Source organism: Rhodocyclaceae bacterium (assembly GCA_020248265.1).
Lineage (GTDB): Bacteria > Pseudomonadota > Gammaproteobacteria > Burkholderiales > CAIKXV01 > CAIKXV01.
In genome coordinates this window covers 96340-113925 of sequence record JADCHX010000012.1, presented here as the reverse complement: position 1 = coordinate 113925, position 17586 = coordinate 96340, and the positions used below count along the sequence as shown (strand labels likewise).

Annotated in this window: 13 protein-coding genes; 8 read left to right on the top strand and 5 right to left on the bottom strand. The window is 66.9% G+C overall.

What is annotated here, in order from left to right; genetic code table 11:
- Positions 1-70: 70 nt before the first annotated feature.
- Both ING98_13745 and ING98_13740 read left to right on the top strand, forming a co-directional pair.
- Positions 71-994: an NADP-dependent oxidoreductase gene (locus ING98_13745; protein MCA3102928.1), complete on the top strand. Its 924-nt coding sequence runs from the start codon at positions 71-73 to the stop codon at positions 992-994.
- 123 nt (positions 995-1117) lie between these two features.
- Positions 1118-2221, top strand: a complete 1104-nt coding sequence (locus ING98_13740) for an alpha/beta fold hydrolase (protein MCA3102927.1) — start codon at positions 1118-1120, stop codon at positions 2219-2221.
- A gap of 155 nt (positions 2222-2376) precedes the next feature.
- Here ING98_13740 and ING98_13735 read toward each other — a convergent pair whose 3' ends face one another.
- Positions 2377-4926, bottom strand: coding sequence for a chemotaxis protein CheW (locus ING98_13735; protein MCA3102926.1), 2550 nt, complete (start codon positions 4924-4926; stop codon positions 2377-2379).
- A 397-nt stretch (positions 4927-5323) separates the two neighbouring features.
- A complete protein-coding gene (locus ING98_13730; GenBank protein ID MCA3102925.1) occupies positions 5324-5908 on the bottom strand; it encodes a hypothetical protein in 585 nt (194 codons plus the stop codon).
- A gap of 245 nt (positions 5909-6153) precedes the next feature.
- Here ING98_13730 and ING98_13725 point away from each other — a divergent pair, with 245 nt between their 5' ends.
- Complete coding sequence (locus tag ING98_13725; GenBank protein MCA3102924.1) at positions 6154-6981, top strand: cupin domain-containing protein; 828 nt, start codon at positions 6154-6156, stop codon at positions 6979-6981.
- A gap of 19 nt (positions 6982-7000) precedes the next feature.
- Here ING98_13725 and ING98_13720 read toward each other — a convergent pair whose 3' ends face one another.
- Positions 7001-8047: a tripartite tricarboxylate transporter substrate binding protein gene (locus ING98_13720; GenBank protein MCA3102923.1), complete on the bottom strand. Its 1047-nt coding sequence runs from the start codon at positions 8045-8047 to the stop codon at positions 7001-7003.
- Positions 8048-8252: 205 nt separating this feature from the next.
- Positions 8253-9116, bottom strand: coding sequence for a hypothetical protein (locus ING98_13715; GenBank protein MCA3102922.1), 864 nt, complete (start codon positions 9114-9116; stop codon positions 8253-8255).
- Between the two features lie 194 nt (positions 9117-9310).
- On the opposite strand from ING98_13715, the gene ING98_13710 reads away from it, so the two are divergent.
- Complete coding sequence (locus tag ING98_13710) at positions 9311-11887, top strand: cation-translocating P-type ATPase (protein MCA3102921.1); 2577 nt, start codon at positions 9311-9313, stop codon at positions 11885-11887.
- A 9-nt stretch (positions 11888-11896) separates the two neighbouring features.
- Here ING98_13710 and ING98_13705 read toward each other — a convergent pair whose 3' ends face one another.
- The gene (locus tag ING98_13705; protein MCA3102920.1) at positions 11897-13405 is read right to left on the bottom strand and encodes a trypsin-like peptidase domain-containing protein; all 1509 of its coding nucleotides are present in this window, start codon (positions 13403-13405) and stop codon (positions 11897-11899) included.
- A gap of 536 nt (positions 13406-13941) precedes the next feature.
- Here ING98_13705 and ING98_13700 point away from each other — a divergent pair.
- The 4 genes from ING98_13700 (at position 13942) to ING98_13685 (ending at position 17574) form a co-directional block, all read left to right on the top strand.
- Entirely contained in the window at positions 13942-14790 is an 849-nt protein-coding gene (locus ING98_13700; GenBank protein ID MCA3102919.1) for an amino acid ABC transporter substrate-binding protein, read from the top strand.
- A gap of 3 nt (positions 14791-14793) precedes the next feature.
- On the top strand, positions 14794-15210 hold the full coding sequence (locus tag ING98_13695; protein ID MCA3102918.1) for a hypothetical protein: 417 nt from the start codon (positions 14794-14796) through the stop codon (positions 15208-15210).
- Between the two features lie 34 nt (positions 15211-15244).
- Positions 15245-16720 carry an alpha/beta fold hydrolase gene (locus ING98_13690; GenBank protein MCA3102917.1) on the top strand — a complete coding sequence of 492 codons (1476 nt, stop codon included), beginning with the start codon at positions 15245-15247 and terminating at the stop codon, positions 16718-16720.
- Between the two features lie 92 nt (positions 16721-16812).
- On the top strand, positions 16813-17574 hold the full coding sequence (locus ING98_13685) for an SDR family oxidoreductase (protein MCA3102916.1): 762 nt from the start codon (positions 16813-16815) through the stop codon (positions 17572-17574).
- Positions 17575-17586 lie beyond the last annotated feature (12 nt).

The window sequence follows — 17586 nt, the reverse complement described above, 5'->3', positions numbered from 1 at the left end:
TGCGGTCGGCACGCTTTCCGGTTATCGTTCACCGAGCGACCTTTACACATCTGCAGAGCAGGGACGATCCATGAAAGCAGCGTTTTTCCGCCAGCATGGCGGGCCTGAAGTGCTCGAGTTCGGTGACTATCCCGATCCCGTCGTGAAGCCGGGCGAGGTGCTGGTCGAGGTCCACGCAGCGAGCGTGAACGGCGCCGACTGGCGGGTGATTGCGGGTTCCTACGGACCGGTCGCCTTCTTTCCGTACGCGCCAGGCCGTGATTTCTCCGGCGTGATCAGCGCGCTCGGCGACGGCGTCACCGATTTCCAGGTTGGCGACGAGGTGTTCGGTGTCTGCGACGTGGGCATCGAGGCAGCCTACGCGCAGAAGGTGGCGATCAGGGCGTCGCTGCTCGCCCGCAAGCCGGCCGCCCTGTCCCATATCGAAGCAGCCTCGGTGGCTCTGATCGGGCTGACAGCGCTGTGCGCCGTGGAAGACACCCTGCAGGTCCGGGCGGGCGAGACGGTACTGGTGCAGGGCGGCGCTGGCGGTGTCGCCAGTTTCGCGATCCAGGTGGCCCGGCACGCGGGTTGCCGGGTGATCAGCACGACGAGTGCGGCGAACGTCGACTATGTGCGCAGCCTCGGTGCCGAAACGGTGATCGATTACAACCGGGATGATTTCGCGCAAGTGGTGTCCGGCGTGGACGCCGTGTTCGATACGGTTGGCGGCGACGTCGCCAGCCGCTCCTACCTCGTGCTCCGGCCTGGCGGGCGGGCGGCGTTCATCGCCTCGGGCCCGAAGCCGCCGCCGACGTCCCGCACGGATGTCACCGGGCTGCGTCCGGCGGTCGGGCGCGACCGGCCCCATCTCGAGCGCATCTCCGCGCTGTTGTCAGCGGGTGCGGTGCGGGTGCCGGAGATCACCGTGTTTCCGCTGGCCGAGGCCACGCGCGCCAATACCGTCAGCCGGGGCCGGCATTTCCGCGGCAAACTCGTCCTGCAGGTTCGCTGAACCTCCCGCCAGGAGATTTCTCCGGATGGCGTAGTGTCGGCTGCGCCGATGCGCTCGACTGGGCGGCGCGTGTTCCGATCGGCGCCCGGCCCTACCAACTTTCTCTCTGGCGTTCCCAGCTCCATGTCCATCTCCACTGTCGCCACCGGCGAAGTCCTTTGCATCGACCGCTTCGTGCCTCATGTGTCCACGGTCGCAGCGAACCGGGGACAGACAGTGGGGCTGTTCCTGCGCGAGCGGCTTCTGGCGTCCGGCAGTGGCGGCGATGCGTCCCGACCGGTCATCCTGATGCTGCATGGCGGCTTCGCCCCGTCGATCGTCGCCTACGACCTGCGCTATCGCGACTACAGCTTCATGGAGCAGATGGCGCGCGCGGGCTTCGATGTTTTCACGTTCTCGCATACTGGCTATGCACCGTCGCCGCGGCCAAGGATGGACGATCCGGTCAACGTGGACGCATCCTTCCAACCGCACCTGGTCCCGCATGTACTGTCAGGGCCGCAGGCGCCCCGCTACCCGTTCAAGCTGGTGTCGAGCCGCACCGAATGGGACGAGATCGAGACGATCGTCGACTTCATCCGCGACCTGCGCGGCGTAGCGCGTGTACACCTCGTCGGATGGTCGACAGGGGCGCCTCGAGCCGGTGGCTATGCAGCGCTGCACCCTGACAAGGTCGGGCGCATACTGCTGTACGGGCCGTCGCAGTTCTTCGATCGCGAGGATCCGCCAGCCACCATGCCCGAAGCGGGATCACCGACGCTGCTGCAGACCCGGGAGTTCCTGCTCGACCGGCGCTGGCGCGACCACGTGCACGATGACGGGCAGATCGAGGACCCGGCCGTTTGCGATGCCTTCTGGCGCGAACTCATGGCGATCGATGAGATCGGCGCGGGCTGGGGGCGCGAGGGTCTCGGGATCATGCGTGCGCCGAACCGAATGAACTTCGGCTGGCGGTCAAGCCTCGCACGCATCTCGGCGCCGACGCTGTATCTGCTGGGTGAACACGACAACTACGCGCGGCGGCTGGAGTCCTGGCATGCGCTGGCGGCGCCGCAGCGGATGTTCGTGCGCGTCGCCGGCTGCTCGCACTTCATGCAGTTCGAGCGGGCCAGGCACCTGTTGTACCGCGCCACCTCCGAATGGTTGTCCGAAGGCGCGTTCATGGGGAACGAGGCCGGCGAATACGCGGCCGACACCGCCGGCAGGCTGTACGGCGCAGCGGCGTGAGGGTACGTCACGAAGGAATCTCCCGCACCCTCCGTGATCAGGCGCGCGCTCGATCCTTGTTGCTCCGGCCTGTCTCCAGCGCTGTACCACGCCCTGCCGAGTCGATGGCGTCGACGACAGCGATCGACCGCGCAGGTGTACGATCACTCCCGTGGTCAGCTTTCTCCCACCATTTCCGATTCAGTGACCGTATCGACCTTCCCGTCTGCCGCAGTGCCTGCGTTCCTGTTGGTGATGACTTCGAGCAACTTCGCACAGTCGAGCAACTGCACCAGCGATGAACGTTGTCCGGCGCGGGTGATGACATCCGCGTCGATCACCGACGTGATCCAAGGCGTAAAGGACGCCATGCCCTCGGGAGCGGGGTGAACGTGCTCGTGGGCAACGTCGAGCACCGTCGCGACATCGTCCACCCGCAAGGCAAAGGCGGGAATCTCCTTCTGTACTGTCGAGCGCAACACGATCAGCAGGCTTTCAGCCTCGGCAGCGCGGTCAGGCATACCGAACAGCCGGCGCGCGCAGATCACCGGAATCACGCGCGCCGCACTGCCGGACCCGACCTCGATGAGGCCGAGCGCCGCACCGTCAGCACCGGGTGTACGTGCCAGCCCTCGCGGCAGGATCGCATCGATGACCTCGTAGGCCGGAAGCGCATACAGGGCGCCGCCGACATCGAAGACGGCGACCTCTCGCGTCGGCGCACCCATCGTGACCGCCATCGGCTGCAGTTCGAGCGAATCGGTCCGCGAGAGATAGTCCGCGCTGGTACCGACCCGGATGCCGACGATCACATCGACGCCGTTGTCATACCGATCGCTGCCTTTGAACTCGCGGTACCCGGGGGCCTTCACGCGCGCACAGACATAGTGCACGCCGTCCTGCTCGACGATGCCCGATCCGCCGCTGAAGCCTCCGGACAGTCCGCGCGTCAGGTCGGCATCGGTGGCAGCGATCACATGGCCCTGGTCATCGACGAACGCAGCCGCGCCTGGAAGATCGCCGATGATGTCGCGCAGCATCGCCGGGAACTCGGTGGCTGCATTGAAGACGATGGCGATACCGCCCGACAGCGTTCCGCCCGATGACCTGACGGCTGCCAGATAGACATAGGTCGGCCCGGCGGCATGCATCGATGTGTCCTCGAACGGCGTGACCGCGTACTGATGCGTGTCGCGAAGGTGCGTGACCGAGGTCAGCCAGGCCTCGGGCACGGACGAGCCTGTCAGTACCGGGCCTTCCCCCGCATGGGATACGGCACGCACGACGCCCTGCGCGTCGAAGGCGACCAGCCGGTTGTAGACCGTGTACAGCCCGTTGATGTAGTCGAGGACCTGCGCCAGACGGCCGCTCGTTTCCGTGCTTGCGGGTCCGGCCAGCACCTCGCGCAGTACCGGGGAGCACGCCCACCAGCGCACGTCGTTTGCCCGCTCGTACAGGTTACGGTCCATGATGTCGCCCGCCAGCCGTGCCAGTTCGCGCGTCTGCCGGCGAACACGCGCCACAGCCGTGCGGTGGATGTCGTCCAGCCCCAGGCCCGCGCGCTCGCGTGTGCGCTGTCCGGCTTCGTTCACTTGCTTGAGGACTGCCTTCAGCCGCAACTGGTCGCCGCCATGCTCGCCGGCCATAAGACGACCGTTCCACATCACCCGGCGCAGTTCCCTGCTGATCACTTCGGCATCGCCGATCATGGTCGCCAGGTCGGCGTTGTCCAGCGGAGCCTGCAGGTCGGTGTCGTCATCCTGGTTCCCCGCCGGCGACTTGAAGCCGTTGAGCAGCGAGACCATGGCTTGTGCGCGCCATGCCGGGCCAGCGTACCCCTGATAACCATTGCTCGACCGGCAGACCGACAGGTATTCGCGGCCGGCATAGGAACACAGCGCTACGGCATTGCCCTCCTGCCGCGCCAGTTTCGCGCCAGTGGGGACGTGCGCCTGGTCATTGGTCGCCACCACGCGCTGTTGTTCGTCGATAAGCACCAGTGCGAGTCGCGGATTGTCCGCATTGATGCCCTCGAAGATGCGCTCCATCTCGTCGGCGAAGCGGAAGCGAAGCACCAGCACGCCGACCGCGGCGTCCCGACCGGTACTGCGGGTGATCCGCTGGGCGTAGAGCAGCGAAGCCTCGCCGGAGGTACCGAGGTCGCTGCGGCCGAACCGCTCGACGTAACCGTCCTTTGCCAGTGCATCGGCAACCAGCGGATCGCGGCTCGTCTGAAGGTTGGCGCTGTCATCGAGCCGCGCGAGCACCCTGCCGTCCGCGTCGAGCAGGATGACATCGTCGTAGACCGTGTACTTTGACTGGTATTCGGCGAGTCGTCGAACCATTGCCTGTCGATCCGCCTCGCTCCGTTCGGGCGCCGCGCAGAATGCGCGTACCACCTCGTCCGTGGCCAGAAAGCCGACATCCGCGGTACGCTCGAACAGGTTTCTCACGAGGATGTCGATCGCGCACTGGGCCTTGGCCGCCAGTTCGTCCTCCAGCGCACCCAGGTTCTCGCGCACCATCATTTCGATCACCCGGACGCGCAGGCTGTTGAATCGCTCCCGGGTGCGCAGCAGGGCCGGAAGGATCGGAGCGACCGCTTCCGGGCAGCTGATGGCCGCACTCGATTCGATCATCTGCCACACGACGAACAGGTCGCGCAGGTCGGTCTCCCCCGCCTGAACGCGGGGCATATGGGTGACGAGCTCGTTTGGAGGAATCATCGATCGGGTTCCGTGGTCCAGTCCGTGATTACGGCAGTTCGCCATCGAACTTGACCCCGGTTTCGCGGATGGTTTCCGGTACCGGTACGGCTGGCGTTTGCGATCCGCCGCCAACCTGACGTTGCAACCTTGACGTTGCAACCGACGCCACGCCGCAGCCGGATGCGAATCGGTTGCGTGCAGGCCGGTCAACACGCTTTCGCGCCAACCGGACAGACGCCTCGGCTCCTCGCTATCCTGCCGTCGGGTCGCGAACTCAAGGAACACATGATGACTGAAGACACACGCTGCTGCGGCAGCGGCGCCTGCATTATCGACAGCGAAGGCCGCTGCTGGTGCGGCCAGCAGTGGGATGGCCACAGGATGCGCCGCGCGTCCCGGTCGCCTGCGACCGCGCCTAGCTCGCCACAACGCCCGCCTGGGTCACCGGACGTGGCCGACGCACCACGCAGGTCTTGTCCGCAGGATTGAAGTAGTGACGCAGTTCGGCGTAATGTCCGCCGACGACGGTGAGCGAATGCGTGCCCTCTTCCAGCGCAGTGAAGCTGTGGATTTCCGCAGGCTGGATCAGCACGCACACGTCGCCGGGACCCAGGCGCCGATCGTCCACCACCGCGAGTTCGGCATGTCCCTCGCGACTGCCATCGTCGAGCCGCTCGTAAACGGTGTGCTCGACGCTGCCGCGGTACATCGCGATCGCCTCCCAGACACCGTGGTCATGCGGTGGAATGCGCTTGCCTTTCGGGAACTCGTCTAGCGAGATGACCAGCTGGCCGTCGTAGTACAGGTACTTCGAGTTGTCGATGTGGTTGCCCTGGCGCTTCACTCCGAGCGCCAGCAGGTCGGGCAGCGAGACGATGCGTTGCAGAGGTGCCTGCAAGGCTCGGGCAAGCGCGGCGTTGTCCCGGGCGAGCGCCTCGCCCAGACGAATGATCTCGAACGCGCACTCACGGATGGTCAGTTCACTGCTGCTGCCTGGCATTGACGCTCCTCTCCTCGTGAAGTTTCGACAGATTGCGTCCGATGTCCATCCGGGCCAGCCGGATGATCCTGCGGAAGAATGCCCGATTGACGTTCGCCCGTCGCGCGGTACGGATAAACAGATCATCGACTGGAGCCTGTCAGCATCTTCCAGCCGACATCTCGAAGGCGAGGTGCCTGCGAAGTGCACGCCCGGCGCGCTGTTAAACTATCGGTACCGTAGGGTCCGCAGACGAGGAGGAGAGCATGCCATTCCACCGTATAGAGGACTACCAGTCCCACCGGTTCAATCCGCATCTGTCCACCGCGGAAGGCCCGGTGATCGAGGGCCAGTACCTGTACTTCCGCATCGTCACCAAGCGGGCGGGCACCGGATCTACCCTGCACTACCATCCGAACGAGTTGATGACCTTTCCGCTCGAGGGCAAGATCAACCTGTGCGTGGGGCGCGAGCGGCGCATCGTCCCGCCTGGCACCTTCGTGCACATCCCGCCCTTTGCGCGCCACCAGTTCATGGCGACCGAAGACGGCGACATGCGCTACCTGTACATCAAGGACCGTACCTGGACGCTGATCGGTGCCGCAGCCGACGAGGCACTGCCGGAACGCGCGCTGTCTGCCGTCGAAGTGAAGCGCGAGATCGCGGAGGGACGCTATCCGGGCCAGGAGAAGGACACGGAGAAGTCGCAGGCCATCCTCGACGGGCTGGGCAACTGCTTCTATCCGATGATCTCCTCTCTCGATGCGCCACCGTCATCCGGCCATGACGAGCGCTGGGTCGAGGGCACGCACCTGGCGTTCGGCTTCATCGAGTCACCGCCCGGCCATGCCATGCGCTGTCCGGAGGCGCTGCACGAGATCTTCTTCTACGTGATCTCGGGCGCGCTGGACGCCGAGGTCGATGGGGAGCGCCGTCGAGCCGGCGTCGGCGACATCATCCAGGTGCCGCGCGGCAAGGCGTATGGGCTGACCGCGGCCGAGGGCGGCAACACACGCTATGCCGGGGTGCGCTCGACCGAGCGGCTCGAGTCGCACATCGACCGCAACGGCGCCGCCGACAACTGGCGCGGCTGAGCACCGGGGCGGCGCGCGCCTACTCCGCCCTGACGCCCGCCGCCTTCACCAGCTTGCCCATCGCGTCGAAGTCCTCGCGGATCAGGCGTGCGAATGCATCCGGTGCATTCCAGGCCGGCTCCTCGCCCTGGGCCGCGTACAGTTGGCGCACGTCGTCACGCCTGAGCACCGATACCAGCGCGCCATGCAGGCGGTCGACGACCACGCGCGGCGTGCCAGCCGGCAGAACGATGCCGTTCCACCCGCTGTAGCGGTAACCAGGCACGCCGGCCTCGGCCAGGGTCGGCAGATCGGGATAGAGCGGCGAGCGCCGTTCGCCACCAGTGGCGAGGCAACGCGTACGCCCGGCCTTCACATGCATCATGGCCGCGACGATCGGCCCGACGGTGAAGTCTGCCTCGCCCTGTGCCACGGCGGCCATCGACGGGCCACCGCCCTTGTACGGCACATGGGTCGCCTCGATCTTCGCCAGAGAAGTGAACAGCAGCCCGCCCATGTGGCTGGTGGAACCGATGCCGGCCGAGGCCATCAGCAGGCGGCCCTGGCGCGCCCGTGCGAGTTCGACCAGCTCGCGCACCGACTGCACAGGCAGCTGCGCGTTGACGCAGACACCCGTCTGCGCGATCGCGAATACCGAGACCGGCTGGATGTCGCGGAACACGTCGTAGCCGACGGACTTGAAGGTATGCGGCGCCACTGCCAGCACCGCCAGGGTGACGGTGGTGATCGTGTAGCCGTCGGGCTGCGCACGCATGCCGATCTCGACACCGGTCGTTCCGCCTGCACCGGGCCGGTTGTCGACCAGAAGCGGCTGGCCCAGCACGTCCGCCATGCGCTGGAAGGCGATACGGCCGAGGATATCGGTGGCGCTACCCGGGGAATTCGGCAGCAGCACGCGGATCGGCCGGTTGGGCCAGGCACCGCCCACCGGGGCTGCCGCGACGACCAACGTCGGCACCAATGCACTCGCGACGGCTGCGCAGGCGACCACCGAATCGGCGAACCTGCGCGGAACGCGCGCGCGCGCGCCGCGCGCGACTGCCCATGCGGCCTTCTGCGGGACCATCGGGCATCTCCTCCAAGGAAACCCACGCAGAATACGCGGCGTCCGGCGCCGCTGCAAATCGAACGCAGCTTTCCGCATCACGGACCTTTGGCTGGTTCGTATCGATACTCCCGTGAAATCCCGCCGATCCCCTGCCCCATCATCGTGGCAGGCATACGGGGACGCTCCGCCAGCGCGGTCTTGCGGTTGCGGCGAGCTCACGGATTCACGGATTGCACGCCGGGCAGTACTGGGCCGGAGCCTTCTGACGGAGGTCGCCACGCGGCCTGTCTTCGCGGTGGGCGCAGACGCCGCAGCCGAATACTTCGAAGCGGATCATGCTCGTAGGCTCATCGCAAAGCTCGCACGGCAGGCCCGCGACGGTCGCGGTGCGTCCCCATCCAGGAGTCGTGCAGGCGGGACATGACGAGGCCACGCGGCGCGCCAGCCGAAACGCCAGTTGCTGGATGACGGCCATGCGCGTGGGGTTGAGATGCGCCCGCATATCGGTCTGAACCCAGGCCACGGCGTCAGGCGACATCCTGGCCATCTGGTCGATGGCTGCCGCCAGTTGCTCGATCGAGACGATGCCCTTTTCTACCGGCCCACTGGGTGCGACGGACTTCGGCCGCACGATCAGCGCATGCGAGGGGAAACCCATGGCCGGCAGCCACGCGGTGAGGTCGTCGACGCTGCGGGCCTCGCGATGGCCATGGTTGGTGCGCTCGGATACCAGCGTCTCGGTGACGACGAGGCCACGCTCGTCGTCGACGAAAGTCATCGTCTCGATGTCTGCCGCGATAAAGGGCACGGTCGTGTGAGGTCCGAAGCTACCCTCGTTGGCGACCCCGAGCGCCAGCCCGGTCGCAGCCATACCCAGGCGGGCCTTGCGCAGGCAGACTGATTCGGGGGATCCCTGGCGCGCGACCTCACCGCAAAACGTGCCGAGCGCGTCCGTATCCAGGTCTGGCGGCACGGCGAGATCCAGCCCGAGTTCCAGGCGCATGGGCAGTGCCACGGCTCGCTCCTTCCCGTGTCGGGTCGCGAGGCTGGCCTGCCGACCACGATAGGGCCAGAACGTCGTTTTCATCGACCAGTGCCTTTCTGGACGCATCCCGACAAACGCCAGGATTCCTGCTGCGAAACCTGATATCACGAAACACCTGTGTTGATGCAAGAGAAGCAGCCGGACCGGCAAGCGGAGTTCGCTGCCCTTCCCGCGCTGTCGAAGGAACACCGGCCATGGAAGGTGTTTGCGCCATCTGCACGCGTAAGATGGGTGACATGACCGGGGGCGATACGCATATCGAAGTTGACGCCGCAGCCCGGCCAGGACTGAGTGCAGCCGAGGCCGGAGCGCGCCTGGCGCGCGACGGTCCGAACGAGTTGCCCCCCACGGCGCGGCGGCGGGCATGGGGACTGCTGCGCGACGTGGTGCTCGAGCCGATGTTCCTGCTGCTCGTGGCCTGCGGCGCCATCTATCTCGCGCTCGGCGATCTCCATGAAGCGCTGATGCTGCTGGCGTTCGTGCTGGTCGTCATCGCCATCACTTACGTCCAGAAGCGCCGCAGCGAGCAGTCCCTGGAGGCGTTGCGCGACCTGTCCAGCCCGCGCGCGCAGGTGGTTCGAGATGGCCGATCGATTCGCGTGGCCGGTCGCGAGCTGGTCGTCGGGGACATCGTCCTGCTGGCCGAGGGCGATCGGGTACCAGCCGATCTTGACCTGGTCGAGGCGTCGAACCTGTCGATCGACGAGTCGCTGCTGACCGGCGAGTCGGCCCCGGCGATGAAGCAGGCGGGAGACGCCGCGTCCAGCCTACCTCCGGCATCTCGCAGGCAGGCCTTTTCGGGAACGCTGGTGACACAGGGCACAGGGCGTGGCATCGTGACCGCCACCGCCGGACGCAGTGCCCTGGGCCGTATCGGTGCCTCGCTGCAGGCCATCTCGACGGACGCCACGCCCGTTCAGCGCGAGACGCGACGCATCGTCGGCTGGGTCGCGGCGATCGGTCTGAGTGTGGCTGCCGGGCTGGCCCTGACGTGGGGCCTGACGCGCGGTGACTGGCTGCACGGTGTGCTGGCCGGCCTCACGCTCGCGATGGCCATCCTGCCCGAGGAACTCCCCGTGGTACTGACCATCTTCCTGGGCCTGGGTGCTTGGCGGCTCGCGCGCGAGAGGGTGCTCACGCGCAGCATGCCGGCCGTCGAACTGCTCGGCGCCACGACCGTTCTGTGCGTGGACAAGACCGGCACCTTGACGATGAACCGGATGGCAGTCCGCAGGCTATGGACCGAGGACGCGGAGCAGATCCTGTCTGGAGACGCCTCGCCGGACCTTCCGGAAGCGCTGCACCAGGTGCTGGAGTATGCAGTGCTCGCGAGCCACCGCCGGGCCTTCGATCCGATGGAATCGGCCATCGGAGAGGCCGGTCAGCACCATCTCGCCGGGACCGGGCACCTGCATGACAACTGGAAGGTGATCGACGACTACCCGCTCTCACCGCAACTGCTGGCTATGTCGCGTGTGTGGCAGTCGCCAGATCTCCAGGACCGCCTGGTAGCTGCGAAGGGTGCGCCAGAGGCCATCATGGATCTCTGTCACCTCGACGCAGCGCGGCACGTGCCCATTGCCCGACAGGTCGAAGGGATGGCCCGTGAGGGTCTGCGCGTACTGGCCGTCGCGCGTGCGATCTTCCCCGCTGGCGACCTGCCCGATGCGCAGCACGACTTCGCCTTCGAGTTCATCGGGCTGTTGGCCCTGGAGGACCCGGTACGGCCGGACGTGCCGGCGGCCATCGCGGAGTGCCGGGCCGCGGGAATCCGGGTCGTGATGATCACCGGCGACCATCCGAAGACGGCACTGTCCATCGCCAGGCAGGCCGGTCTCGTGGTCGATGGTCATGCAGTGACCGGTGACGAACTCGACCGATTGGATGACGCCAGCCTCGCTGCTCGCCTGGCCGACACCAACGTCTTCTGCCGCGTCCAGCCCGAGCAGAAGCTCCGGCTGGTACAGGCCTTCCGGGCACGTGGCGACGTGGTCGCCATGACGGGCGACGGCGTGAACGATGCCCCGGCGCTGAAGGCCGCCCACATCGGCGTGGCGATGGGTGCGCGCGGCACCGATGTCGCCCGCGAGGCCGCAGCCCTGGTCCTGCTCAACGACGACTTCGCGTCGCTGGTGACCGGCGTGCGCTACGGCCGCCGGGTGTTCGCGAATCTGCGCAAGGCCATCGCCTTCGTCATCGCGGTACACCTGCCGATCGTCGGCCTGTCCATCGTACCGCTGGTGCTCGGCTGGCCGATGGTGCTGATGCCGGTGCACATCCTGTTCCTCCAACTGATGATCGACCCGGCCTGCTCCATCGTGTTCGAGGCGGAGCCGCTGGAGGCCGACGCGATGCGCACGCCACCGCGCAGACCAGACGCACGCCTGTTCGATGCGCCGGTGCTGCTGCGCGGGATGCTACAGGGGGGCGGGCTGTTCGGCATTGCCCTCGTCGCCTATATGGTTGCTCGCTCGGCATCGGGCTCCGACCAGACCGCACGCGCGCTCGCCTTCACCGTGCTCGTGGTCAGCAGCCTGGCCCTCATCCATGTGAACAGGACCTTGACACGACGCGCCGATGCCTCTCGCCCCTGGAACGCCGCCTTTGGCTGGATCGCGGCGGCGACCTGCGTGCTCCTGGTGCTCGTGCTGACGGTGCCCGCAGTCAGCGTTCTGTTCCAGTTCACTACACCGTCGGTATCCCTGTTGCTGATCGGTGCGGCGCTCTGTCTCGGCGCCCTTGCCTGGTTCGAGCTCACCCGGTGGCTCCTGGGACGTCGCCGGGCTACTGCTCCGAATCCGCCGGGCCCATGAACTGCAGTCCTAGTAGCACTCCACCTGCACGGTCGATCTGCGTGCGCGCTCCACGAGGTCGGCGGTGTCCGCGGGGGGCTTCGCCCCGGGCTGGGCCATCAGGTACCCGACCGAGTGCGTATCCAGGAAACTGCTGACCGTCGCGAGGTTGATGCCGAAATTCACGTTCTGAGGGCTCGCCGGCCCGGTGGGCAGCAGGCGTGCGCGTACGATGCCCACAAGGCTTCCACCTCGATCGAGGATCGGCCCGCCGCTCGAGCCGGGCTGGACGGTGGCAGAAATCTGGAACATGGAGGTGTCGTCGTTCAGACCGGTCAGGGCATTGACTATCCCGGTAGTTACCACGGTCCCCGAGGAAAGCATGCCCCTTAACGGATAGCCCAGGGCCACCACCTCGTCACCCAGGCGTACGTTGCGCCCCGCGCGCAGTCTGACCGGAGGCAGCGCGAGGCCCTCGCCACGAAGCAGGGCCAGGTCGTTGCGAGCGTCCCTCGCCACGACCTTCATCATGGCCCCGGACGGCTGGATGCGCACGCGTGCGCAACTGTTGATCACGTGCTCGTTGGTCAGCACCTCCCCAGCCTCGCTGACCACGACACCGCTGCCGTAGACGCCGGTGCGCCCCGCCCCCGCCGGCGCCGTGCCGGTCGCGATCTGCGGGTTAATGGTACTCATGATGGTGTTCAACACCACCGTTTTCCATCGCTTCTCGGCGTCGGCAATTTCGGCGGCCGACATCGTCTTCGACAGGCGTTCCTTGCCCTCGGCTGCGGCCTTGACGGCAGCCGGCGTGCCGTTGGCAGGCACGGCGGAATACCACACGTAGGCGAGCGTCGGATTCTTCCAGATGCCGCCGCGGCCGAACTCGTAGACATTGGCAATCCACGCGAACGCACTGCTGTTGGCCAGCGCGGCCGCGCGGTGCAGCCAGGCCAGCGCCTCGGTGCCATTCGGGCTTACGCCGCGCCCCAGCGCATACATGCGCCCGGCGGCAACCATCGAAGCGGCGTCGCCGAGGTCGCCGCCCTTCTTGTACCAGTCCAGCGCGACCAGGTTGTCCTGCGGAACTCCCGCGCGCCCGCTCTCGGCAAACGCGCCGAGCCAACCCAGGGCGGCCGGGTGCTTCTGGTCGGCGGCCAGCTTGAACCAGCCGAGGGCGATGTCGTCGTCCTTGGCGAAGCCGTTGGTACCGTTGGCGAGCCATGCCCCAATCGCGTTCTGTGCAGCCGGTTCGCCCTTTTCCGCCGCGATGCGCATGATGTCCGCGCCCTTGGGTCCGTCGCGCTCGACGAGGTTGCCCGTCAGATACATGTTGCCGAGCAGGAATCCGGCGCGCGGGTTCCCGGCGGCATGCGCACGCGTGATGTAGTCGCGCGCCTTGAGCTCGTCGCGGCTCCCGCCCAGCCCGCGCATCAGCATCTCGCCCATGTATGCCATCGCCTGCGCTTCGCCGGCCTCGGCGGGGGCAGCAAGCACCTTGCGCGCGTCCGCGAAGCGCGACTTGCCGAACGCATCCACGCCCTCGGGCACATTGGCGCTGGCTGCACAGGGTAAAGCTAGAACGCACATGACCAACGCACGCCTGAGCATGCTCACGTCGACTCCAGTCGGTAGTTGCCGAGCGACGCCCGGCATCGCCGATGATCATACGCCAGCATCCCCTTCACCGCGCCGCACGCCCGCGAGCGGCACTGTGCGAAGGCAAGCACCGCCTGGCGCGCAGCACGCCGAACCGGGCCGATCGCGCACACTGCAGAACGGCGCTCTCGGGCTGGGTGGCCGAGGACGAACGCGGCACCGCAGCCGAGGGCGCGGTGGGCTCTGTCCGGCGACTGTTCGGTACCGCCCGGTAGAGGGCGGCATACTGGTCCCGTTGCGCGCCTGCCTGTAGGATTCGCCGGTTTTCAGTCTGTCGAAACAAGTTGCCCCGAGCACATGGTTTCGGTGGTCACCTCTGTGCTGTGGCTGTTCATGGACCCGCTGCTGGCCGATCCGCATTTCACTCCACTTCACTTCGTCATGCCGTCACCTCAAACCACGTCTGGAGAAACTGAATGAACATCCGTGTCCTGTATTGCATCCTCGGCATGGTGATCGCTTGCAGCGTGCAAGCGCAGTCGGGCGGCACGCTCAAGCGGATCGCGGACAGCAAGAGCATCGTCCTCGGCTATCGCACCGAAGCAGCGCCGTTCTCGTTTGCAGCACCCGATGGGCAGCCGGCCGGCTATTCGGTCGACCTGTGCAAGCGGGTGGTGGCGAGCCTCGAGCAGCAGCTGAACGCACCAGGCCTGGCGATCAAGTGGGTTCCGGTGACCGCAGACAACCGCATTGCCCAGGTTGCTGGCGGTAGTGTGGACCTCGAGTGCGGTACGACCACGGTCACCCTCGGCCGGCTCGAGCAGGTCGATTTCTCCAATCTGATCTTCGTCGACGGCGCCAGCTTCGTGACCGCCGGCATCGGGCCGCGCACGCTTGCCGACCTTGCCGGCAAGCGGGTGGGCGTGCTCGCCGGAAGCACGACCGAGCCTCGATTGCGCAGCGTCCTGAAGGAACGCAAGATCGACGCGCAGGTGGTCGTTCTGCGCGATGATCGCGAAGTGGCGAGCGCGCTCACCGGCAAGAAGATCGATGCGTTCGCCAACGACAGGCTGGCGCTGATCGGCCGGATACTGCTCGGCAGCAAGGGCGGCGAGTTCACCCTCGCCGATGAGGACTTCTCGCTCGAGCCATACGCGCTGATGATGCGCCGCGATGCGCCGTTCCGGTTGGCGGTGAACCGGGCCCTCGCAGAGGTCTACAGGGGGCAGCAGATCGTCGAGGTGTATGACCGCTGGTTCTCCAGCCTGGGTCGTCCCGGACCGTTGCTCGCGTCCATGTACTACCTGAACGCGCTCGGAGAATAGGCCATGCGTCGACTGATGGCGGTATTCGTTGTTTCCGTACTCGCGCTGGCCGGGTGTGCGACGACCTCACCGGGGGCGAACATCAGTGGTGCCGGTGTCGTGCTGGCGATCCAGGAGACCACCGAAGCGTCGACCGGTGCCACGGTGGCCGGGGCCATCGGTGGCGCGGTTGTCGGCGCAGTGCTCGGCGGGCAGATCGGAGGAGGCTTCGGGCAGACCGTGGCCGCGACCGCGGGCAGCGTCGGCGGTTCGATGGCCGGCAGTTCGATGGCCGCGCGCGCCAGCGCGACGTCGGTCTGGATCGTGCAGATCCGCTTCGACGACGGGATCGATCGCACGGTGCGCGTCAAGGAGCTTCCTGCCTACCGTCCCGGGCAACGGGTGCGGGTCGACAGCGGGGTGATCCATCCGATCCGGTAGATCGCTGCCTCAGGCCACGCGTCGTAAGTGGGCGATGTCCCGGCGGGTCGCGCGGCTTGCATGGCGCTTCGCCGCAGCTGCGACGTCGCTGGGACTCGCCGTCGTCTTCGGCTTCACGCTGTATGCGGTTGGCGCACTGCCGCCGCTCGAGCGCTGGCATACCGATCGCCTGCACGAAGAGTTCACCGCGTTCGGACAGGTTGATCTCGATTTCGAAGGCTATCAGCGACTGGAGGAACGACTGTTCGCAGAGCTCGAGCGGACCATTGCGGGGTGGGATCCCGCCATGGAGCCGTTGAAGTTCAGTCGCTTCTACAAAGGCAGCCCGTTGAACCGGCTGGCCGGCGGGACTGGGTACAACCGGTCGTTCCGGCTCACACCGGCGCGCCCGGTTGGCTCGGCGCTGCTGATCCACGGGCTGACCGACTCTCCCTATTCGATGAAGGCGCTCGCGGACACGCTTCATGCCCGCGGTTTCGAGGTCACCGTCCTGCGGCTGCCCGGACACGGCACGCTGCCGTCGATGATGGTCCGGATGTCCACTCGCGACTGGACAGCGGCGGTGCGCATGGCAGCTCGCGATGTGGCGGCGCGCACGCCTTCAGGCCGGCCGTTCTACATCGGCGGCTACTCGACCGGCGGCACGCTTTCGCTGCTCTATGCACTCGATGCGCTCGAAGACAGCACCCTGCGCAAGCCGGACCGGGTCCTGCTGGTGTCACCGGCGGTCGCGCTCACCCAGGTCGCTCGTCTGGCTGAAGTAATCGATCTGTTCAGCGTGGTGCCGATCCCGGTGCTGGAGAAGGTGCGCTGGCAGCAAGTGATGGCCGAGTACGACCCGTTCAAGTTCAACTCGTTTCCGGTCAACGCTGCGCGCCAGGTCAACCGAGCGACCCGCTCACTGAGCAGGTCGCTCGCCAGCGCCGTTGAATCCGGGCGCATCGCGCGGTTGCCGTCGGTGATCACCTGGCAATCGGCTGTCGATGCTTCGGTCGGCGCGACCGGCGTCGTCGACTCGCTGTACGCGCGCCTGCCCGATGCAAGGCATCGGCTGGTGATGTTCGATGTCAATCGCATTGCGGTCATGAACGGCGTACAGCGCCCGGAAGCCGGCGCGCTGATCGCACGACTGCATCAGATGCCGCGCCGATACACGCTGGACATCGTGACCAACGCCCGCACCGGTGACGAACGGGTGGACCTCGAACGCAGCACGCCCGACGGGACACGGGCCACGCAGGAAACCGGGTTCTCCTGGCCGGCAGGTCTGGTGTCGCTCAGTCATGTCGCGTTGCCGTTCCCGCCCGATGACCCGGTTTACGGCTTCATCGCCGGCAGCGGACGCGAAGGCATTCCGAGCATCGGTTCATGGCTGGTGCGCGGGGAGAACGGGGCGACGACCATTGCGCTCGGGTCGCTGACCCGGCTCCGCAGCAACCCGTTCTGGGCATTGATCCAGGCCGATGTCGATGCACTGGTCAGCGCAGACCTCGCCGTCCCGAGGCGATAATTCCGGTGCAGTCTTGCACGCGTCCGTTGCGAGGCAGCCCCCGCCCGCTTACCATGCCTGCGTCCCATCACACGCCGCAGGAGCCTGGTCACATGCGCCCACCCCGTACCCTGCTCATCACTGGCGGCGGCATCGGAATTGGCCGCGCCAGCGCGCTGGCCTTTGGGCAAGCCGGCTGGCACGTCGTCGTCACCGACATTCTTGAAGCCGAGGGCCGGGCCGTGGCCGCGCAGATCGTCGCCGCAGGCGGCAGCGCCAGCTTCGCGGCCCTGGACGTACGCTCCACCGAACAGGCCGACGCCGTGGTCGCGGCGGTGCTGTCCGAGCGCGGGGCCATCGACGCCCTTGTGCTCAATGCCGGCATCGCGCGCAAGGTACCGCTCGCGCAACTGTCGGACGAACGCTGGGACGATACGGTGGACATCGACCTCAAGGGCATGTTCCGCGTAGCGCGTGCGGCGCTGCCGTCGATGCGCGCGCGCCGCGCCGGTGCAGTGGTGTGCCTGACATCGCTGATGGGCGTGGCGTGGGGCTGGACCGAGCACGTCCACTACTCGGCGGCCAAGTCTGGCGTGATCGGCTTGATGCGCGGGCTGGCGGCCGAGGTGGCCTGCGACGGCGTGCGGGTGAATGCCGTGTCGCCGGGCTATGTGCGGACCGCACAACTGCTGTCGGCCGAGCACTCCCTGGGGCCGGAAGGGGTTGAACTCGCCGCCGCGCGCGTGCCACTGGGACGTGTAGGCGAGCCGGAAGACATCGCCGACGTGATTTTCTTCCTGGCTTCGGACGCTGCGCGCTACGTCACGGGACAGGTCATCGTGGCCGACGGCGGCCTGGCGATCACGCCGCAGTAGACAACTGCGCGT

Coding starts and splice junctions, on each gene's coding strand:
- ING98_13745 (MCA3102928.1), top strand. CDS start 71: ATGAAAGCAGCGTTTTTCCGCCAGCATGGCGGGCCTGAAGTGCTCGAG.
- ING98_13740 (MCA3102927.1), top strand. CDS start 1,118: ATGTCCATCTCCACTGTCGCCACCGGCGAAGTCCTTTGCATCGACCGC.
- ING98_13735 (MCA3102926.1), bottom strand. CDS start 4,926: ATGATTCCTCCAAACGAGCTCGTCACCCATATGCCCCGCGTTCAGGCG.
- ING98_13730 (MCA3102925.1), bottom strand. CDS start 5,908: ATGCCAGGCAGCAGCAGTGAACTGACCATCCGTGAGTGCGCGTTCGAG.
- ING98_13725 (MCA3102924.1), top strand. CDS start 6,154: ATGCCATTCCACCGTATAGAGGACTACCAGTCCCACCGGTTCAATCCG.
- ING98_13720 (MCA3102923.1), bottom strand. CDS start 8,047: ATGGTCCCGCAGAAGGCCGCATGGGCAGTCGCGCGCGGCGCGCGCGCG.
- ING98_13715 (MCA3102922.1), bottom strand. CDS start 9,116: ATGAAAACGACGTTCTGGCCCTATCGTGGTCGGCAGGCCAGCCTCGCG.
- ING98_13710 (MCA3102921.1), top strand. CDS start 9,311: ATGACCGGGGGCGATACGCATATCGAAGTTGACGCCGCAGCCCGGCCA.
- ING98_13700 (MCA3102919.1), top strand. CDS start 13,942: ATGAACATCCGTGTCCTGTATTGCATCCTCGGCATGGTGATCGCTTGC.
- ING98_13695 (MCA3102918.1), top strand. CDS start 14,794: ATGCGTCGACTGATGGCGGTATTCGTTGTTTCCGTACTCGCGCTGGCC.
- ING98_13690 (MCA3102917.1), top strand. CDS start 15,245: ATGTCCCGGCGGGTCGCGCGGCTTGCATGGCGCTTCGCCGCAGCTGCG.
- ING98_13685 (MCA3102916.1), top strand. CDS start 16,813: ATGCGCCCACCCCGTACCCTGCTCATCACTGGCGGCGGCATCGGAATT.